17 protein-coding genes are annotated in these 19308 nt (G+C 53.6%); 8 read left to right on the forward strand and 9 right to left on the reverse strand.

Going from position 1 to position 19308, the window contains the following annotated elements; genetic code table 11:
• Window positions 1-54 precede the first annotated feature (54 nt).
• On the reverse strand, window positions 55-1533 hold the full coding sequence (putP, locus tag WN53_RS23760; protein WP_099049939.1) for a sodium/proline symporter PutP: 1479 nt from the start codon (window positions 1531-1533) through the stop codon (window positions 55-57).
• Window positions 1534-2088: 555 nt separating this feature from the next.
• On the opposite strand from putP, the gene putA reads away from it, so the two are divergent.
• Complete coding sequence (gene putA, locus WN53_RS23765; protein WP_024485640.1) at window positions 2089-6060, forward strand: trifunctional transcriptional regulator/proline dehydrogenase/L-glutamate gamma-semialdehyde dehydrogenase; 3972 nt, start codon at window positions 2089-2091, stop codon at window positions 6058-6060.
• An 80-nt stretch (window positions 6061-6140) separates the two neighbouring features.
• Here putA and WN53_RS23770 read toward each other — a convergent pair whose 3' ends face one another.
• Window positions 6141-6770, reverse strand: coding sequence for a TetR/AcrR family transcriptional regulator (locus tag WN53_RS23770; protein WP_024485641.1), 630 nt, complete (start codon window positions 6768-6770; stop codon window positions 6141-6143).
• 208 nt (window positions 6771-6978) lie between these two features.
• On the opposite strand from WN53_RS23770, the gene WN53_RS23775 reads away from it, so the two are divergent.
• From WN53_RS23775 to WN53_RS23785, 3 genes are all read left to right on the forward strand, one after another.
• Complete coding sequence (locus WN53_RS23775; protein WP_024485642.1) at window positions 6979-7914, forward strand: NAD(P)H-dependent flavin oxidoreductase; 936 nt, start codon at window positions 6979-6981, stop codon at window positions 7912-7914.
• Between the two features lie 189 nt (window positions 7915-8103).
• Entirely contained in the window at window positions 8104-8292 is a 189-nt protein-coding gene (locus tag WN53_RS23780) for a type II toxin-antitoxin system HicA family toxin (RefSeq protein ID WP_021805694.1), read from the forward strand.
• A gap of 27 nt (window positions 8293-8319) precedes the next feature.
• On the forward strand, window positions 8320-8733 hold the full coding sequence (locus WN53_RS23785) for a type II toxin-antitoxin system HicB family antitoxin (RefSeq protein ID WP_024485643.1): 414 nt from the start codon (window positions 8320-8322) through the stop codon (window positions 8731-8733).
• A gap of 32 nt (window positions 8734-8765) precedes the next feature.
• Here the strand turns inward: WN53_RS23785 and tcyN are convergent, their stop codons facing one another.
• From tcyN to WN53_RS23820, 7 genes are all read right to left on the reverse strand, one after another.
• Window positions 8766-9518, reverse strand: a complete 753-nt coding sequence (gene tcyN / locus WN53_RS23790; RefSeq protein WP_021805696.1) for an L-cystine ABC transporter ATP-binding protein TcyN — start codon at window positions 9516-9518, stop codon at window positions 8766-8768.
• A 3-nt stretch (window positions 9519-9521) separates the two neighbouring features.
• Window positions 9522-10184 carry a cystine ABC transporter permease gene (gene tcyL / locus WN53_RS23795; RefSeq protein ID WP_021180972.1) on the reverse strand — a complete coding sequence of 221 codons (663 nt, stop codon included), beginning with the start codon at window positions 10182-10184 and terminating at the stop codon, window positions 9522-9524.
• Window positions 10184-10984, reverse strand: coding sequence for a cystine ABC transporter substrate-binding protein (tcyJ, locus tag WN53_RS23800; RefSeq protein WP_024485644.1), 801 nt, complete (start codon window positions 10982-10984; stop codon window positions 10184-10186). The genes tcyL and tcyJ overlap by 1 nt, the downstream gene beginning before the upstream one ends.
• Before the next feature lie 118 nt (window positions 10985-11102).
• Complete coding sequence (locus WN53_RS23805) at window positions 11103-12089, reverse strand: D-cysteine desulfhydrase (protein ID WP_046808332.1); 987 nt, start codon at window positions 12087-12089, stop codon at window positions 11103-11105.
• A 194-nt stretch (window positions 12090-12283) separates the two neighbouring features.
• Window positions 12284-12793: a flagella biosynthesis regulatory protein FliZ gene (fliZ, locus tag WN53_RS23810; RefSeq protein ID WP_024486813.1), complete on the reverse strand. Its 510-nt coding sequence runs from the start codon at window positions 12791-12793 to the stop codon at window positions 12284-12286.
• A 60-nt stretch (window positions 12794-12853) separates the two neighbouring features.
• Window positions 12854-13576, reverse strand: coding sequence for an RNA polymerase sigma factor FliA (locus tag WN53_RS23815; RefSeq protein ID WP_021180968.1), 723 nt, complete (start codon window positions 13574-13576; stop codon window positions 12854-12856).
• Between the two features lie 181 nt (window positions 13577-13757).
• Window positions 13758-14999 carry a FliC/FljB family flagellin gene (locus WN53_RS23820; RefSeq protein WP_024486812.1) on the reverse strand — a complete coding sequence of 414 codons (1242 nt, stop codon included), beginning with the start codon at window positions 14997-14999 and terminating at the stop codon, window positions 13758-13760.
• Between the two features lie 283 nt (window positions 15000-15282).
• Between WN53_RS23820 and fliD the strand changes: the two genes are divergently transcribed.
• The 4 genes from fliD (at window position 15283) to WN53_RS23840 (ending at window position 18671) form a co-directional block, all read left to right on the forward strand.
• Complete coding sequence (gene fliD, locus WN53_RS23825) at window positions 15283-16686, forward strand: flagellar filament capping protein FliD (protein WP_024486811.1); 1404 nt, start codon at window positions 15283-15285, stop codon at window positions 16684-16686.
• Between the two features lie 23 nt (window positions 16687-16709).
• A complete protein-coding gene (gene fliS / locus WN53_RS23830; RefSeq protein ID WP_024528884.1) occupies window positions 16710-17120 on the forward strand; it encodes a flagellar export chaperone FliS in 411 nt (136 codons plus the stop codon).
• Window positions 17120-17488, forward strand: coding sequence for a flagella biosynthesis regulatory protein FliT (fliT, locus tag WN53_RS23835; protein WP_046808333.1), 369 nt, complete (start codon window positions 17120-17122; stop codon window positions 17486-17488). Before fliS ends, fliT begins: the two co-directional genes overlap by 1 nt.
• 313 nt (window positions 17489-17801) lie before the next feature.
• Window positions 17802-18671, forward strand: a complete 870-nt coding sequence (locus WN53_RS23840; protein WP_024487097.1) for a helix-turn-helix transcriptional regulator — start codon at window positions 17802-17804, stop codon at window positions 18669-18671.
• Window positions 18672-19308 lie beyond the last annotated feature (637 nt).

Consider the following 19308-nt stretch of genomic DNA (forward strand, 5'->3'; position numbering starts at 1 on the left):
AGTGATGGGGAAAGCGGATCTCTCCCCGATTACCGGGGAGAGATTAAGACGGATTTAGACCGTTTTGAACTCGGCCTCTGCCATATCAAAACGTTTGGTGATGGTTGCCGAAGGCTGGCGCCCCATCAGGCTGACCACCACGATGGCGATACAACCAAACACAAAACCAGGAATGATTTCATACAGACCCAGCCAGGCGAACTGCTTCCAGACGATCACAGTGATCGCCCCCACCAGCATACCGGCCAGCGCGCCGTTACGGGTCATGCGCGACCACATCACCGAGATCAGCACCACCGGGCCAAATGCGGCACCAAAGCCGGCCCAGGCATAGCTTACCAGACCCAGCACGCGGTTCTCCGGGTTAGCCGCCAGGGCAATCGCCACCAGCGCCACTACCAGTACCATCGCACGCCCTACCCACACCAGCTCACGCTGGCTGGCCTCTTTGCGCAAGAAGGCTTTGTACAGGTCTTCGGTGATCGCACTGGAACAAACCAGCAGTTGACAGCTCAGGGTGCTCATTACCGCCGCCAGAATAGCCGACAGCAGGATCCCGGCAATCCATGGGTTAAACAGCAGCATGGCCAGTTCGATAAACACCCGCTCGCCGTTTTGCGTCACATTGCCCGCTTGATCCGGGTTATTGGCAAAGTAAGCGATGCCGAAGAAGCCAACCGCAATGGTCCCCGCCAGGCAGAGGATCATCCAGATCATACTGATGCGGCGAGCGCTACGGATGGTGCGGTGGGAATCCGCAGCCATAAAGCGCGCCAGAATATGCGGCTGACCAAAGTAGCCCAGGCCCCAGCCCAGCAACGACAGGATCGCCACCAGATTCAGCCCTTTCATCATATCCAGATTGGCCGGGTTTTTAGCCGCGATCACCAGCATCGAACTGTCGATGCCGCCCACGGCGAAGATGACGATGACCGGCGTGAGGATCAGCGCAAAAATCATCAGGCTGGCCTGCACGGTATCGGTCCAACTGACCGCCAGGAACCCGCCGATAAAGGTATATAGGATGGTGGCGGCTGCCCCGGCCCACAGCGCGGTGGCGTAGGTCATACCGAAGGTGCTTTCAAACAGACGCGCACCGGCCACAATGCCGGAAGCACAATAGATGGTGAAGAACACCAGGATCACGATGGCGGAAATCACCCGCAGCAGTTTACTGTTGTCCTCAAAACGGCTGGTGAAGTAGTCCGGCAGCGTCAAGGCGTTGTTGTTGGCTTCGGTATGGACGCGTAACCGCCCTGCCACCAGCTTCCAGTTCAGGTAGGCACCAATGGTCAGCCCGATGGCGATCCAGCTCTCCGAAATACCGGAAAGGAAAATCGCGCCCGGCAGGCCCATGAGCAGCCAGCCGCTCATATCGGATGCCCCAGCAGAGAGCGCGGTCACCACGCTGCCCAGACTGCGGCCACCCAGAATGTAATCGTCAAAGTTGTTGGTCGCCCGATAGGCCAGCAGGCCGATCACCACCATCCCAAGAATGTAGACCACGAAGGTCACCAGCATAGGTGTGTTCATTATTTCAAACTCTCCATTTCTTATTCCCTTCTCCCTTTCAAGCCACCGTATGTTAGCAGCCTCTTGAAAGTTATCGGGTATTTTTATGTCAGTAATTTCACCCGCCACGCGCCGGAACGGGGCGCATTGCGATGGTGGCGGATAAACAGCGTTTATACCCATCATGGTCTGAACGCTGGCTATCCTAGTTGAGGCAGTCAACAACCAACAAGAGATTTAACAAAAAAGTCACACGAAACTCACGCCAGGTCACATTTATTCGCTGTTAAGGTTGCACTCGCCATAGCCGAAATGAGTTGCACCTCTTACTTAACCCTGATTAATACAGGGAAATAACCTAGATTCACACCACAATCCCACTTCTGTGCACGTAATCCGTAGCACTCAAGATGTTAAAAAATCGATTGGAGTCACACTTCGTTATGGAGTGCATTTAACAAGGTTGCACAAAGTTGCAACATGCAGGATATTGTCGGCATCAACAACCTAATTACGCTACGGATCGCCCCTAATCTAGCCGGTTATGAGGGGTCCAAATACAGGAGCTGGATTGGCATGGGCACTACCACAATGGGCGTGAAGCTCGATGAAGCAACCCGCGATCGCATCAAGAGCGCGGCACAACGAATTGACCGCACGCCACACTGGTTAATCAAGCAGGCTATTTTCAATTATCTTGAACGTCTGGAGAGCGGTTCCGATCTGCCAGAAATTCCAGCACTTGCCGTTGCCGGTCAAACAGAAGCGGATGATGTCGCGCCGCAGGTGCCTGAAGAGTCCCATCAACCCTTCCTCGAGTTTGCCGAACAGATCCTGCCGCAGTCCGTTACTCGTGCGGCTATCACCGCCGCCTACCGCCGCCCGGAAACCGAAGCGGTGCCAATGCTGCTTGAACAGGCGCGCTTACCCGCCGATCTGGCACAGGCCACCCATAAACTGGCCTATGGCATTGCCGAAAAGCTACGTAACCAGAAGAGTGCCAACGGCCGTGCCGGTATGGTGCAAGGGTTGCTGCAGGAGTTCTCTCTCTCTTCTCAGGAAGGGGTGGCTCTGATGTGCCTGGCCGAAGCGCTGCTGCGTATTCCAGACAAGCCAACGCGCGATGCGTTAATCCGCGACAAAATCAGCAACGGCAACTGGCACTCCCACCTTGGCCGCAGCCCTTCGCTGTTCGTCAACGCCGCAACCTGGGGCCTGCTGTTTACCGGCAAGCTGGTGTCTACCCATAATGAAGCCAATCTCTCCAGCGCACTGAATCGCATCATCGGTAAACGCGGCGAGCCGTTGATCCGTAAAGGGGTCGATATGGCAATGCGCCTGATGGGCGAACAGTTTGTGACTGGTGAAACCATCGCCGAAGCGCTGGCCAATGCGCGTAAGCTGGAAGACAAAGGTTTCCGCTACTCCTACGACATGCTGGGTGAAGCCGCACTGACTGAAGCCGATGCGCAGGCCTATCTGGTTTCCTATCAGCAAGCAATCCACGCTATCGGCAAAGCCTCCAATGGCCGTGGCATCTATGAAGGCCCCGGCATCTCGATCAAACTTTCAGCGCTGCACCCACGTTACAGCCGCGCCCAGTACGATCGCGTGATGGAAGAGTTGTATCCACGTTTGCTGTCGTTGACGTTGCAGGCACGCCAATACGATATCGGCATCAATATCGACGCCGAAGAGGCCGATCGGTTGGAGATCTCCCTCGATCTGCTGGAAAAGCTGTGCTTTGAGCCGCAGTTGGCCGGTTGGAACGGCATCGGCTTTGTTATTCAGGCTTACCAGAAGCGCTGTCCGTTTGCCATTGATGCGGTGATCGATATGGCCAGCCGCAGCCGCCGTCGCCTGATGATCCGCCTGGTTAAAGGCGCTTACTGGGATAGCGAAATCAAGCGCGCCCAGATGGATGGCCTGGAAGGCTACCCGGTGTATACCCGCAAAGTGTATACCGACGTTTCCTATCTGGCCTGCGCCCGCAAGCTGCTGGCGGTGCCGAACCTGATTTATCCGCAGTTTGCTACCCACAACGCCCACACCCTGAGCGCCATTTATCATCTGGCAGGCAATAACTACTATCCGGGCCAATACGAATTCCAGTGCCTGCACGGCATGGGTGAACCACTGTACGAGCAGGTGGTAGGCAAAGTGGCCGACGGCAAGCTGAACCGCCCTTGCCGTATTTATGCGCCGGTTGGCACGCACGAAACGCTGCTGGCCTATCTGGTACGCCGTCTGTTGGAGAATGGTGCCAATACCTCGTTCGTTAACCGTATCGCCGATGCCACCCTGCCGCTCGACGAGCTGGTAGCCGATCCGGTCAGCGCGGTCGAGGCCATGGCGGCTAGCGAAGGCCGCATAGGTTTACCACATCCGCGCATTCCATTGCCGCGTGAGCTATATGGTGAAAAACGCGTTAACTCCAGCGGTCTGGATCTCGCTAACGAACAGCGATTGGCTTCACTGTCCAGCGCCCTGCTCACCAGCGCAAGCCAACAATGGCGTGCCGAACCGATTATTGATGCTCCGTTGGATCAAGGTGTTGAACAACCGGTGATCAACCCAGCCGAACCGGGTGATATCGTCGGCTATGTGCGCGAGGCCACCGAAGGTGAAGTCAGCCGGGCATTAGACTCCGCTGCCGCGGCTGGGCCGATCTGGTTTGCTACCCCACCTTCCGAACGTGCCGCTATTTTAGAACGCGCGGCAGAACTGATGGAGAGCCAGCTGCAAAGCCTGCTGGGGATCCTGGTTCGCGAGGCGGGTAAAACCTTTAATAACGCTATCTCAGAAGTCCGTGAGGCGGTTGATTTTCTGCATTACTACGCTGGCCAAGTGCGTGACGACTTCGCCAACGACAGTCATCGCCCGTTAGGTCCGGTAGTCTGTATCAGCCCGTGGAACTTCCCGCTGGCCATCTTCACCGGCCAGGTTGCCGCCGCCCTTGCCGCGGGTAACAGCGTGCTGGCAAAACCGGCAGAACAGACGCCGTTGGTCGCCGCCCAGGCGGTGCGTATTCTGCTGGAGGCTGGCATTCCTCAGGGTGTGCTGCAACTGTTGCCTGGCCAGGGTGAAACCGTCGGTTCCCTCTTGGTCAATGATGCCCGCGTACGCGGCGTGATGTTCACCGGCTCTACTGACGTTGCGGGCATTCTGCAACGCAATATCGCAGGCCGTCTGGATCCTCAAGGCCGTCCGACCCCGTTGATTGCCGAAACCGGTGGTTTAAACGCGATGATCGTCGACTCTTCCGCCCTGACCGAACAGGTGGTGACCGACGTCGTGGCCTCCGCCTTCGACAGTGCCGGACAGCGTTGCTCTGCCCTGCGCATCCTGTGCGTGCAAGAAGACGTGGCAGAACACACCCTGAAAATGCTGCGCGGGGCGATGGCCGAATGCCGGATGGGTAATCCAGAACGCCTGTCTACGGACATTGGCCCGGTGATCGACGCCGAAGCCAAAACCGGCATTGAACGCCATATCCAGGCCATGCGTGCCAAAGGCCGCAAGGTTTATCAGGCGGCAAAAAGCCTGGGAGATGATGAGAAAGAGTGGGCTCGCGGCACCTTTGTGAAGCCAACGCTGATCGAACTGGAAAGCTTTGACGAGCTGCAAAAAGAGATCTTTGGCCCGGTGCTGCACGTCGTTCGCTTCCAGCGTGCCAATCTGGGCGCGTTGGTCGATCAGATCAATGCTTCAGGCTATGGTCTGACGCTGGGTATCCATACGCGTATCGATGAAACCATCGCCAGAGTCACCGATCATGCCAAGGTCGGTAACCTGTATGTTAACCGCAATATGGTGGGTGCAGTGGTAGGCGTTCAGCCGTTTGGCGGCGAGGGATTGTCTGGCACCGGGCCGAAAGCCGGTGGGCCACTCTATCTGTACCGCCTGCTGGCCAGCCGTCCACAGGATGCCGTGCAGCGTACTCTGAATCGACAGGATAACGAGCGTCCTCTGGAAGCTACCGTACGCCCTACGCTGCTTGTGCCGCATCAGGCCTTGGAACAATGGGCCGTGGCGGAGAACCATCGCGAGTTGGCAGTCCTGGCGCAACAATACGCCGAACTGGGCCAGGGTGGCACCGTACGTCCGCTGCCTGGCCCAACCGGGGAACGCAACACTTACGCCCTGCTGCCACGCGAACGCGTGCTGTGCCTGGCGGACAACAACGCCGATGCGTTGAACCAGTTGGCCGCCGTGTTGGCGGTTGGCAGCCAGGCGCTGTGGCCGGAGGCAGAATTGCAGCGCACGCTGTATCGCAGCTTGCCAGCCGCCGTACAGGCACGGATCGGTTTCACCAAGGATTGGGCGCAGGATAAAGTCGAGTTTGATGCGGCCATCTATCACGGCGACGCCGATCAACTGCGTACCCTGTGTGAGCAAATCGCACAACGCAGCGGTGCCATTGTCTCGGTGCAAGGTTTCGCTCGCGGTGAAACCAACATCCTGCTGGAACGCCTGTTGATCGAACGTTCACTGAGCGTCAACACCGCTGCCGCCGGGGGTAACGCCAGCCTGATGACTATCGGTTAATCGCCAAATTCGAGTGACACCACCAACCCCGCAGCAATGCGGGGTTTTTTATTGTCTGAGGTATGGCAGTTCAAAAGCCGTCAGGATGCAGATATCGCTTGCCATTGATCCATAAAGATATCCACCAAACCAGAGAGCTCTTCTCGGGTTGCTCCATTGCGGGCTTGCACAGACATGCCCTGGATGACATTGGCAATGTACTTACCCAACAGAACACAGTTGGTGTTTTCCGGCAGTTCTCCCTGGCGAACGCGCAGCTCCAGGCACTCGACAATTTTTTTCTCTGCGGAATTTCTTGGCTGGCTAAGCTGGTTAAATAACGCCTCATCCTCAGCAGACATCCCAAAAGTGGCAACAACCATAAAGCAGCCGGCGGGAGTCTCTGTGTCGGTAAACCAATCAACACAAGTACGCAGCAACTGCTCAATCACCTGTGGCAAAGGGAGATCGTCCTGTTCAAGGATCACATCTCTGGCGTGGCCGTAAGTAGCCAGATACTTATCCACCGCAGCACAAAATAGGCCTTCCTTGCTACCAAACTCAGCGTATAGCGAAGAGGGTTTGGTTCCTGTTTCCTCAATCAGTTGAGACATCGACGTGGGTTCATAGCCAAAGCGCCAGAACAACCCCATAGCCTTTTCCAACACATCGTCGCGATCGAGTTTTTTAGGCCTGCCACGTGCAGGCCGCTCCGGTAGATCCTTTCTCATGTATAGGGCTCCAGGGCCTTGGTGACACCATTTATGTAACGATCACTATAAAATATTGCCCCAGTTTATACCATGGCGCCATTTAAAATAACGATCATTACAAAATATGATTGCATCATCACCACTCTGCGCGTATGGTCATTAAATAACGATCGTTACATAACCTGTAAGGATCGTCCTACGCAAAACTTTACTAAGGAATGGAATCATGAAATTACAGAGTTTATTAGCTATCGAAACACCGGTTATTCAAGCCTCCATGGTGTGGCTGAACTCTGCCGAACTGGCCGCTGCGGTCTCAAACGCCGGGGGGCTGGGTGTATTAGGCCCTAATGCCGGACGCCAGGTTGCCAATGGCGGAATAGTTGCGACCGTAGAGGCTTTCCGCCAGGAAATAAGGAAAACCAGAAGCTTAACGGATAAACCCTTTGCCGTTAATTACCTCCTACCCATCGAAGGAGTCGATATCAGTTTTAAATACGCCGAGCCGTTACTGGAGGTCATCCTGCAGGAAAAAATTAACATCGTCATAACCAGCGGTAAGGATATTACCAAAGGTGAAGCATACATCCGCAGGCTGAAAGAGGCCGGGGTTATCGTTATTCACCGCGAAATCTCACCGACGGTTGAGAACTCCATTATGGCGGAAAATATCGGGGTGGATGCGATCATTGTCACCGGCCATGAGGCTGGAGGACACCTGAGTGAACACCGTATCAGCACCCTGGTTCTGTTGCCCCAGGTCACCGATGTAGTCAAAATCCCGGTGATTGCCGCCGGAGGTATCTATAACCTGAAAACCGCAAAGGCGGCCATGGCAATGGGAGCTGCCGGGATCTATGTTGGTACACGCTTTATCACCACGTTTGAATCCCCTGCCAGCCTCAATACCAAGCAAGCCATTGTCGACGTTCAGTCTGAGGAGTTGGTCGAAATTAATACTCCGGCGGGAGATATTCGCGTCATCGCCACCGAGAGTATCCGCGCGGGACGCGGCGAGAGCGAAGTGGGCATCATCAAGACAGGTATGTTAGACGGAGACCACCAATATGGGGTGATCACGGTGTCTGGCGCCGCTGGCGGCATTGGCAAGATTAGCAGCGTTAAGGAAGTGGTCTGCGAATTCTCTTCTGCCTTTCACTAATAGATTCTGTTGAGTAGCCAGTAGCACCACGAACATCCAAAGAGCCCTAGCAGAAAGCCCCAATTGCGAGCCTTTTCGCAAACCCCGCATTGACGCGGGGTTTTTTATTGCCTGCATAAAAGTCAGCCTATACCGTATTCATCTCCTTGCCAATAAATGTGTATGGTGTGTATTATAAGGAATGAACAGGTGAAAAGTTCAGAACTGATTAAACGACTCGAAAGCCATGGTTGGGTTTTACAACGGATCAAAGGCAGCCACCATCAATTCAAACACCCTAACTCATCGTTGGTGATCACCGTGCCTCATCCCAATAAGGATGTGAAATTGGGAACGCTGCGGCAAATCATGAAGGATGCAGGGCTGCTTAATTCCTAGACCATTTCGCAATGACGAGGTAACGCTATGTTTTATCCCGCTTATATACATGCCGAGCCGGATGGCAGCGCCAGCGGCTTCTTTCCCGATGTGCCAGGCTGCTACTTTGCCGGAGACAGTCTCGATCAAACCTTCCAGGATGCCAAAAGCGCTCTGGATGCCCACTTTGAATTATTGAGCGAAGAGAATCAGGCCATTCCACGCCCACAAACAGTGTCCTTCCATCTGGCTCAGGGCAACGACGCCCTCAACGGCGGGCAGTGGCTGCTGGTGGATATCAATATGGACAAGTTCGATGGCCGGGCAGAACGCATCAATATCACGTTGCCCCACAGGCTGCTCAACCGCATTGATGCGCTGGTGCAGCAGCATCCGGGCTATGGCAGCCGCAGCGCATTTCTCGCCGCCGCAGCGCGTAATGAGTTGTTAAAGGCAGGATAACGAGGTTAAGGGGGCATCGCCCCCTGACAAGATCACTGATTGAGAAACTTATCCAGAAACTGCTTGGTGCGCTGATGCTGCGGGTTGGCGAACAACGCCTTCGCTGGCCCCTGCTCAACAATGCGGCCATGATCCATAAAAATGGCGCGATCGGCCACGTCACGGGCAAAGCTCATTTCGTGGGTGACGATCACCATGGTGCGTTTCTCTTCTGCCAAGGCGCGAATGGTATTGAGCACTTCGCCAACCAGCTCAGGATCCAACGCAGAGGTCGGTTCATCAAACAAAATGACCTCGGGCTGCATCGCTAACGCCCTGGCAATGGCTACGCGCTGCTGCTGACCGCCAGACAAACGTTTAGGGTAAGCCTGCTCTTTACCGCTCAGCCCCACTTTTGCCAACAGGACACGCGCCAGCTTTTCAGCGCTGGCCTTGGCCTCTCCTTTAACGATCACCGGTCCTTCAATGATGTTTTCCAACACCGAACGGTGGGGAAACAGGTTGAAGCTCTGAAACACAAAGCCCACCTGCTGGCGCAGGGCCCGTACCTGATTTTTTTGTTTGCTCAGCGGGCGAGCGCTGTCGATCAAGATGTCACCGACACGGATAGTGCCAGAATCCGGCACCTCCAGCAGGTTGATGCTGCGTAACAAGGTCGTCTTACCGGAACCACTCGGCCCGATAATCGCCACCACTTCTCCCGCGTTCACCTCAAGATCGATACCGTGCAATACGGTCTGCCCTTTGAACTTTTTAACCAACTGTCTGACTTCGATGGCGCTCATCGGCTACTCCTGATCCTGACGGTTAACGTGCGCTTCCAGACGGTTCTGCAACGCGGAAAGCAAGGTGGCCATCACCCAGTAGATCAGCGATGCCGCCAGATACATGGCGAACACTTCCAGCGTACGTGAGGTGATCAGCTGCGCCTGACGGAACAGCTCCGGCACCTGAATAGTCGCCGCCAGCGAGGTATCCTTGACCAACCCGATAAAGCTGTTGCCCAGCGGAGGCAGCGCGGTGCGAGCCGCCTGCGGCAGGATAACCCGGCGCAGAGTCTGCCAGGGCGTCATGCCGATACTGGCCGCCGCTTCCCATTGCCCTTTATCGATCGAGGAAATCGCCGCACGCAGCGTTTCCGACGTATAGGCGGCGGTGTTTAATGAAAGGCCGATTAATGCCGCCGGGAACGGATCCAGCTCGATGCCAAACTGCGGTAAGCCGTAATAGATCATAAACAGCTGGGCGATCAGCGGCGTTCCGCGAAACAGGGAAACGTAGATGCGTGACAGCCAGGAGATCGGCCATAACGGCGAAAGGCGCATCAGCGCCAGCAAAAAACCGAGGATCAAACCGAGCGCCATGCCCCCCAGACTGAGCTGGAGGGTTAACAGCGCACCCCGTAATAAAAATGGCGCTGAATCCAGCGCCAGTTGGATACTCTCTTGCATTATTTAGTTACGTCCGCGCCAAACCATTTTTCAGAGATCTTCGCCAACGTCCCGTCTTTCTGCATTTCGGCAATCGCCTGATCGATAGCGGCCAGCAGTTCCGGATTGTTTTTACGCACCGCTACGCCAGCTTCCTGACGAGAGAATGCCGGGCCAGCGACGGCCAACGTATCACCGGTTTTCTTTACCAGATCCAACGCCGCCAGACGGTCGACCAAAATGGCATCGATGCGGCCTACGCGCAGATCCTGATATTTGGTTGGGTCATCGTCGTAGGTACGCACATCAACACCCTGCACGTTTTCACGCAGCCACTGTTCGTAGTTGGTGCCCAGACCCACGCCGACCTTCTTGCCCTTCAGATCGTCGGCCTTGGTAATAATGCCTTCATTGCCTTTCTTCACCAGCGCCTGGATACCGGAAACGGTGTACGGGGTAGAGAAATCGTACTTTTTCTTACGCTCATCGGAGATGGTGACCTGGTTAATCACCACGTCGATACGCTTGGACTCCAGCGAGGCTAACATGCCATCCCATTTGGTTGGGTTGAGCTTGGCCTTCACCCCCAGATGTTCCGCCAGTGCATTAGCGAAATCCACCTCAAAGCCAGTCAGTTTGCCGTCCTCACCCTGGAAGCTGAACGGCGGATAGGTGCCTTCCAGCCCAACGATCAGCGTGCCGCGCTGCTTGACCTGATCGAGCAGGTTATCGGCAGCGTAGGTTTTGACGTTCAAGCCGGTGGTCAGCGCCACAGCCATCACACCCAGCAGCAGTTGACGACGAAATTTTGAAAAGACCATAGACACCCCATCTGTTGTTTATCTTTTTGATTTCATGACTTTAACAGTCATAAACACTTCATAAAGGAATATAACCTAATAACTATAGTTCTAAATGGAATAACAACTGTGCTCGGCATCAGACCTGTGGATGATAGGCGAACAGCGCCGGTGCCCCACCGGTGTGCACAAACAGGATCGGACCTTCATCGCGAAAACGTTTCTGGCTGATGCCATCAATCAACCCCGCCATCGCCTTACCAGTATAGACCGGGTCCAGCAGTACACCTTCCTGCTGCGCCAGCAGCTTCACCGCCGCCATACCTTCGTCATTCGGCATACCGTACTGCGGGGCAAAATAGTCATCCCACAGGGTTATGGGGGCCAGCTCGTCAATATCCAGCGAACAGGCGACCGCTTTTTGCAGTTGTTCAACCTTCGGTAACTGATCGATCACCTTGCGGGAAACGGTCACGCCAATCAGTTCGCTCTCCGGCAGCAGTTGCTGTAGCCCCACCGCCAGGCCAGCGTGAGTCCCGGCACTGCCGGATGCCACTACGATCGAACTGAAGGTGACGCCATGGCTTTGCGCAGCAATTTCCAGCGCACACTGCACATAGCCCAATGAGCCGAGCGCATTGGAACCTCCTACGGGGATGACATAAGGACGGAAACCCTGGGCTTCCAAACGTGTGGCCAGATCGGCCAGTTGCATCTGCGGATCGTGCAAGGCATCGCACATCACCACTTCAACATTGAACAGATCGAGCAGCAGACGATTACCGTTACTGAGGTAGTTTTCCGCTTTGGTATCAATGGGGTTTTCCAACAGCGCAACGCAATGCAGGCCGAGCTTGGCCGCCACGGCGGCGGTCTGGCGAACGTGGTTGGATTGAATGGCACCGGCGGTAACCAGGGTATCGGCCCCTTGGCGTACCGCATCGGCGGCTAAAAACTCCAGTTTTCTCAGCTTGTTACCACCCATGGCCATCGGCGTGACATCGTCACGTTTGATGTAAATGTCGCGGCCAAGGTAGTCTGAAAGGCGGGATAACTTTTCGAGCGGCGTGGCAGAGCCAACCAAATCCAGGCGCGGGAATTGCGCCAGTTGCTGTTGCAGATCCACAACTTCCCCCAGGGAATAAAATAACGGTGTTTGAGTGATAGATTTATCAGATGTGCTCTGAATAATCACTCTTTATTCGTGGGGGTGGCTGCAGGGTAACCCGGCTGGCCGAGTCGAGTTAATTAATACGGAGTTGAACGGGCGCAGCATGCAGCGCCCCTACATTGTGAGTTGGCGGAGAAGGGTCCGCAGTCTCAGTAACTTTTTTGCCAGGCCAGGTATTGGTCGTATTTACGCAGCGCGATACGGTAGTTATCGTTCGCCGCCGGTGGCAGATCGTCAATAATACGCTGATGGTTGAACGCGCTGGCAAACTGATCGGCAGGATAGTTGTGTGCCACCAGCATTTCATCCAGGCGCCGCAGGCGTACGACATATTCGCGGATGGTGCTGTGGTTCATCTCGGTCTGTTCAAACAGATATTGTTTAAACGCCATGATGTCGAAGTAGCTGGGGTGACTATTACAGGAGATTTCACTACAAAACCGGCATAGCGCGGTCAACTCGCTTTGCACGTTTTGCCAGACCAGATCGTCAATCGGTTGATCCATCCGGGCGATGGCTTCCTTATTGATGATCTTGCCACGGAACACCAGTGCCATGCGGTCGAGCACCTTCTCGCACTGGGAGCAATGGGTTTGGCTGTGTTTATAATCTTTCAGGTAGCGGCTGAGTGGCCGTTTCTTCAACTGTTTTCCTGGCATCATTTGCAGTCCATTTATTGCGGCAGTAATCAGGTTGGTTAGGGGGGCAGGCTTTGGGGTTCAGTTGTCCTGGGCCAGACGTGCCCGCAGGCGTTTAATTGCCTGGCTATGCAACTGGCTGACTCGCGACTCGCCCACATCAAGCACTGCGCCAATTTCCTTCAGATTCAACTCCTCCTGGTAATACAACGTCAGCACCAGTTTTTCGCGTTCCGGCAGCGCCTCGATGGCATCGATCACCCGCTGGCGCAGATTGCCTTCCAACAGTTGATGTAGCGGATTGGCAGCTTCATGACCTTCCAGCACCGGTTCGGCGCTGTCGCCATGCTCTTCCTGCCATTCGTCGTAAGAAAATAGCTGGCTATTATTGGTGTCCAGCAGGATCTGGCGATACTCGTCCAGCGAGACATCCAACCCCTGTGCCACCTCCATTTCGCTGGCCGGGCGGCCAAGCCGCTGTTCCAACTGCTGCATCATGCGCGCCACTTCCCGAGCGTTGCGGCGTACGCTGCGCGGCACCCAGTCGCGGCTACGCAACTCGTCGAGCATTGCTCCGCGAATACGCTGCACGGCATAGGTCGTGAAGGCAGTTCCTTGCAGGGCATCGTAACGCTCAACCGCGTTTAACAGCCCTATTCCCCCTGCTTGCAGCAGATCGTCCAGTTCCACGCTGGCGGGCAGCCTAACCTGCAGGCGTAACGCCTCGTGGCGCACTAACGGTACGTAGCGTAGCCAGAGAGAATTTTTGTCCATGACGCCTTCGGCGGTATACAGATCGCTCACTATGTCTAACCTGCGGATAACGGAGTCATGGCTATTATCCGTAGCAGGCGCAATACCAATCGTCTGAACAGCCGTACAAAACGGGCTTTATTTGTGCCATGTAAAAACTCTGACGGCAGCCGAAGACAAAAAACCCTGCCGAAGCAGGGTTTGGATGACAAGGCTAATCGGAGAGAGTCGATTAACGCAGCAGGGTCAGTACGTTCTGGGTAGACTGGTTAGCCTGGGCCAGAACAGAGGTGCCAGCCTGTTGCAGGATGTTGGCACGGCTCATGTTGGACACTTCGGTCGCGTAGTCGGCATCCTGAATACGAGACTGGGAAGCAGACAGGTTGTTCACTGTGCTGTTCAGGTTGTTGATAACAGAATCGAAACGGTTCTGTACCGCACCCAGGGAAGAACGCAGGCCGTCAACTTGTGACAGAGCTTTGTCCAGTACTGCCAGTGGATCGGTGGTTTTAGGATCGGTGCTCATTTCCGCGCCTTTACTAACTTTACCGTCACCATCTACGGTAGCTTTGAAGTACTTGGCATCAGTGCCAGTGCCTTCCTGAATAACATATGACTTACCGCTATCATAAGATTTCAGATTAGCAGCATCAGCACCTGTTGGAGCTACCTCTTGTTTAACTGTCGTGGCCGAAGACAGAGTCATTGATGTAGTATCTGTTTCTGTACCGGCGATGGTGCCCACTTTGCCTGTGGCATTGTCAATGGTGGCTTTATAAGACTTACCATCAGCGCCGATGGCATACAGATCGCCAGTTGCATCATCTGTTTTGTAACTGGCTGGAGCAGCACCGCCAGCTTGCTTGCCATCGCTATCGATAGCCAAGGTTTTACCCGTTGCTATTGTAGTTGGAGCCGCTCCAACTTTACCAACATCAACACCATCAGCAACACTGAATTTATCCAGGCCCAAAGTGCTGGCATTGATATTTTTCAGATCGATATCGATGGTTTCGCCATCGTTAGCACCTACCTGAATAGTCAGCTTCTGGTCACCGCTCAGCACTTTCACGCCGTTGAAATCGGTCTGCTCTGAAATACGGTTGATTTCGTTCAGACGCTGGGTGATTTCGTCCTGGATTGACTGCAGGTCGCTAGAAGAGTTAGAACCGTTCTGAGACTGTACGGTCAGACGACGGATGTTCTGCAGGTTGTCGTTGACTTCGTTCAGTGCGCCTTCAGTGGTCTGCGCCAGAGAGATACCGTCGTTAGCGTTACGAGAAGCCTGAGTCAGGCCCTTGATGTTAGCGGTGAAACGGTTAGAGATCGCCTGACCCGCAGCATCATCCTTCGCGCTGTTGATACGCAGACCGGAAGACAGACGCTCGATAGCGGTCCCCAGAGAAGACTGAGATTTGTTCAGGTTGTTCTGCGCCATCAACGACAGGCTGTTGGTATTAATTACTTGTGCCATAATTTGCTTTCCTTACGAATCAGTTGCGACGTTCGCATTCACAATTAAAGGGTTCGGACCTTGTTGGTCCACGGCGTCAACCACCGTCTCCTCAGGTATCGGCGCTCCCCCCGCAACCTTTAGATTTTTTTTGCGTTTTTTTCACTTTTCGCCAATGGCGCGAATAACGCTGTTTTTCCCTCTTCTACTGCGCCATCGTTTTTTCTATTTACCCGTAAACTTTTTGAATACTGAGCCGATAACGCATAGAGCGTAAAAGTCATTGACCATAGGAGAATCACGAATGGCATCGATTAGTTCATTAGGCATCGGCTCAGGGCTGGACCTCAACGGCTTGCTGGACAAGCTGAGCAAGGCGGAACAACAACGTCTGACACCTTATACTACCCAGCAAACCAGCTATAACGCCAAGCTGACCGCCTACGGCACGCTGAAAAGCTCGCTGGAAAAATTCGATAACCTGAGCAAGGATTTGGCCAAGCCAGAATTCTTTAACAATACTACTGCCACCACTCACGATCAGTTTAACGTGACTACCAACGCCAAATCGGTCCCGGGTAACTACAGCGTCGAGGTTCTGCACCTGGCGCAGCCGCAAACCTTGACGACAAAGGCGGATATTAAAGATCAAGCGGAGAAACTGGGCACTAGTGGCGCCAGCGATCGTTCGATTTCGATCACCGCCGGCAACCCGCCCAAAGAGGTCAAAATCCCGCTGGGTGACGATCAAACCTCACTGCTGGAAATGCGCGATGCGATTAACGGCGCCAAGGCCGGGGTAAACGCTACCATCATGCGCGTAGGCGACAACGAATATCAGTTGGCCATCAGTTCCTCCACTACCGGCGAAAACAATACGGTTAAGGTGCAGGTTAACAATGACGATAAACTGGGGGCGATCTTAAATTATGATCCTACCAGCACCAGCAACGCGATGAAGGAAACGGTCAAAGGCCAGGATGCCGAGTTGACCATTAACGGCACCACCATCAAGCGCAGTACCAATTCGATCGCCGACGCCCTGCAAGGGGTGACGCTGGATCTGAAAACCACCACCAAACCGGGCGAACCGCAGAACCTGGTGGTCACCGCCGATAAAAGCGGCACCTCGGACAAGGTCAAGGCTTGGGTTGATAGCTATAACTCGCTATTGGATACCTTTAATTCCCTGACCAAATACACCCCGGTCAAGAGTGGCGAAGAGCAGAACGCCAAAAACGGGGCATTGCTGGGCGACAACACGCTGCGCGGCATCCAATCCTCAATTAAGAGCGCGCTCAGCGCCGCACAGGACAATCCAGAGCTGAAGGGCCTGGGTAACCTGGGTATTACTACCAATACCAAAACCGGCAAACTGGAATTGGACAGCGACAAGTTGAAAAAAGCTATCGATGAAAAACCCGATCAGGTAGCCAATTTCTTCGCTGGAGATGGTAAGGAGAGCGGTATGGCAACGGAAATCCACAATGAGATCCAAAACTATATCAAGGCCGGTGGCGTGATTGAGAACTCGACCAAGAGTATCAACACCAACCTCGACCGTTTGAATACCCAAATCACCCGCGTGACCGAAAGCATTCAAAACTCCATCGATCGTTACAAACAGCAATTTGTTCAGTTGGATACCATGATGTCGAAACTGAATGGTACCAGTAATTATTTAACCCAACAGTTCACGTCTAAATAGGCGCGTTAACCAGGTAAAATAGCATGTACAACCGCAGCGGAACCCAGGCTTACGCCCAGGTTAGTGTAGAAAGTGGCGTGATGGGTGCCAGCCCGCACCAGCTCATCGTGATGCTATTCGACGGGGCGCTCAGCGCCCTGCTTCGTGCACGCATCCTGATGAATCAGGGGAATATCGCCGGCAAGGGGCTGGCGATCTCAAAAGCGATTAATATCATTGATAACGGGCTAAAAAATGGCCTCAATCATGAACAGGGGGGGGAGATCGCCGATAATCTCGCCGCCTTATATGACTATATGAAACGCCGTCTGATGCAGGCCAACCTGCACAATGATGTGGCAGCCCTTGACGAGGTCAGCGGGCTGCTGGAGAACATTGCCGACGCCTGGCGCCAAATTGGCCCAAATTATCAACCCGTTCAGGACGGCGTATAATGGAACACCACCAACAACTGCTATCGGCCTATCAACAGATCCATACCCTGAGCGAGCAGATGATCACACTGGCACAGGCTGGCCAGTGGGATGCGCTGATTGAAATGGAGATCACCTACGTCCAGGCGGTAGAAAAAACCGCCCAACTGGCGGGTTTCCCTGAGCCGTCTTCGACCTTGCAGGATATTTTACGCAGTAAATTGCAGCAAATCCTCAGCAACGAAACCGAAGTGAAGCGACTGATGCAGCTACGCATGGACGAATTAACGGTTTTGATCGGGCAGTCTACCCGCCAGAGCGCGGTCAACAGCACCTACGGTCAATTCCATGACCGCGCTTTGCTGCTTGGTGAGCCGCAATCAAGATAAATCTTATGTTTAACCGCCTGTCCTAAGTAATTAATAGGATAAAACACTATTATTATCCCGTTGCACCATAATATAAACGCATGAGATTTGAATAATTCGTATGGCAGGTAATGCATGAAAATGCAAACCGCTGGCACTATTGCCGATTTAATGGATAACACTTATCCCGACACGGACGTTTTCTGTTCAACAGGAAACTGATTCTTGACAAGTAAATTACCGAGTTGTGATCGGCAACAGGCGAAAAAATGTTGCTCCAGCCCCCAGCAAAGCGTAAAGATATTCGTAGATAATAACGATGAAATGAATATTGATGGAACGCTTAATTAATTTTTGTCCTGGGATCGGTGCTTCAGCACACATCATTCAGCATACTGAACTGCGACTTCCGTCGCTCTATTTTGAGCAGACGCATCTGTTTTTGATCCAGCAAGGGCAAACACGTATACAGTGGCAGCAGCGGGAGGTGGTAGCTCGCGCTGGGGAGCTGTTGATCATAGAAGGTGGGCTAACCGCCGATGTGATTAATAGCCTTTCAGACAGCGGAATATTCAGCTGCCAGCTGCTGATTTGCGATCCCTTGCTGTTTGATACGCTAGCTAATGCGCCTATCGCGCCGCCGCCGCTCCCTTTCACCGGCGTCACTACGCTGACGAAGCTGCCCTGCCCGTTTTTGCACAGTTTTGAAACCGCGGCGCTGGCACTGACGCTGCACGATCGTTTCCCCCAGATGATTATCCGCCATAAGATGTGCGAAATCCTACTGTGGCTGGCACACCTGGGGATCCGATTCACTCACCAGGAAGCCAATAATCTGACCCAGCAGGTGCGCCGCTTGCTGGCAAGCGATCCGCAACGGATTTGGACCGCCGCCGAAGTGGCTGAGAATCTGATGATGAGCGAGGTGGTGCTGCGGCGTAAACTGTCGGCGGAGAATAGCGCCTTGCGCAGCCTGATGATCGACGTACGTATGAGCCGCGCGCTGCTGTTATTGCAGGCCACAGACTGGCCGATTTCCGCCATTGCACAATATGTAAGCTATGAGAGTTCTTCCCGTTTTGCCGAACGCTTCCGTAAACGATTCGGCTTCGCGCCTACCGCCATCCGTGGGCACCAGCGAATTATGCAGCCCACCGCCGCGCAGCCCCCGGCATATCCATGGCTAAATACGGTAGAGGAATAACAACGGCAGGCTGAGGATGTGACGAAGGCCACCCAGAGTGGCCCGTACATCAGTTGAACTTAACTAACACATAGATTAATGCGGCCAACACAATTAACATAACGATGCTGAAAAAACGCCATCTCACTTCACTTTTAGTGCTCATCACCTTTCCTGAGTAAATACTATTAGCGCGATTATTTCCGTAGAAGAAATAACATCCTTGCCAAAGCTGTGCATCGTTCATCTTATCCACAACAGCATCAGCAGACTCCAAAGTACGATCAAAAAAATAACAACCACCGTACATTAGGAATTAGGTCTTTCAATAAAATAGAGGTATTTCTTTAAGTTACACAGTTCGCGGTTTTCTGCCAGTGCTTGAATGAGACTCAATTGCCTCACCGTCGGCCTATACTTTTTGCGTGGGCCAAAAGCAACAGAGAATGACTCCACTCAAAAATATGAGATAGTTCCTTGACGCCATAAGGATATATCTAATTTATATCCCGGTTAATTGACATTTAGGACAATAACTACAAATATTAGCTTAATTAACCAATTTCAAGGAGGATAAGATAATGGAGTATTTGGTAGCATCACTGACTGTTTTATGCCTTTTTTCCTTTAAGAAACACGCCAAAGTTATTGATAGTAA

Source organism: Serratia fonticola (assembly GCF_001006005.1).
Lineage (GTDB): Bacteria > Pseudomonadota > Gammaproteobacteria > Enterobacterales > Enterobacteriaceae > Chania > Chania fonticola.

Excerpts from the sequence above, each read along its gene's own strand:
- putP (WP_099049939.1), bottom strand. The coding sequence starts at position 1,533 with ATGAACACACCTATGCTGGTGACCTTCGTGGTCTACATTCTTGGGATG.
- fliT (WP_046808333.1), top strand. The coding sequence starts at position 17,120 with ATGGAACACCACCAACAACTGCTATCGGCCTATCAACAGATCCATACC.
- WN53_RS23770 (WP_024485641.1), bottom strand. The coding sequence starts at position 6,770 with ATGAGAAAGGATCTACCGGAGCGGCCTGCACGTGGCAGGCCTAAAAAA.
- tcyJ (WP_024485644.1), bottom strand. The coding sequence starts at position 10,984 with ATGGTCTTTTCAAAATTTCGTCGTCAACTGCTGCTGGGTGTGATGGCT.
- fliD (WP_024486811.1), top strand. The coding sequence starts at position 15,283 with ATGGCATCGATTAGTTCATTAGGCATCGGCTCAGGGCTGGACCTCAAC.
- WN53_RS23820 (WP_024486812.1), bottom strand. The coding sequence starts at position 14,999 with ATGGCACAAGTAATTAATACCAACAGCCTGTCGTTGATGGCGCAGAAC.
- tcyL (WP_021180972.1), bottom strand. The coding sequence starts at position 10,184 with ATGCAAGAGAGTATCCAACTGGCGCTGGATTCAGCGCCATTTTTATTA.
- fliS (WP_024528884.1), top strand. The coding sequence starts at position 16,710 with ATGTACAACCGCAGCGGAACCCAGGCTTACGCCCAGGTTAGTGTAGAA.
- fliZ (WP_024486813.1), bottom strand. The coding sequence starts at position 12,793 with ATGCCAGGAAAACAGTTGAAGAAACGGCCACTCAGCCGCTACCTGAAA.
- WN53_RS23840 (WP_024487097.1), top strand. The coding sequence starts at position 17,802 with ATGGAACGCTTAATTAATTTTTGTCCTGGGATCGGTGCTTCAGCACAC.
- WN53_RS23785 (WP_024485643.1), top strand. The coding sequence starts at position 8,320 with ATGTTTTATCCCGCTTATATACATGCCGAGCCGGATGGCAGCGCCAGC.
- putA (WP_024485640.1), top strand. The coding sequence starts at position 2,089 with ATGGGCACTACCACAATGGGCGTGAAGCTCGATGAAGCAACCCGCGAT.
- WN53_RS23775 (WP_024485642.1), top strand. The coding sequence starts at position 6,979 with ATGAAATTACAGAGTTTATTAGCTATCGAAACACCGGTTATTCAAGCC.
- tcyN (WP_021805696.1), bottom strand. The coding sequence starts at position 9,518 with ATGAGCGCCATCGAAGTCAGACAGTTGGTTAAAAAGTTCAAAGGGCAG.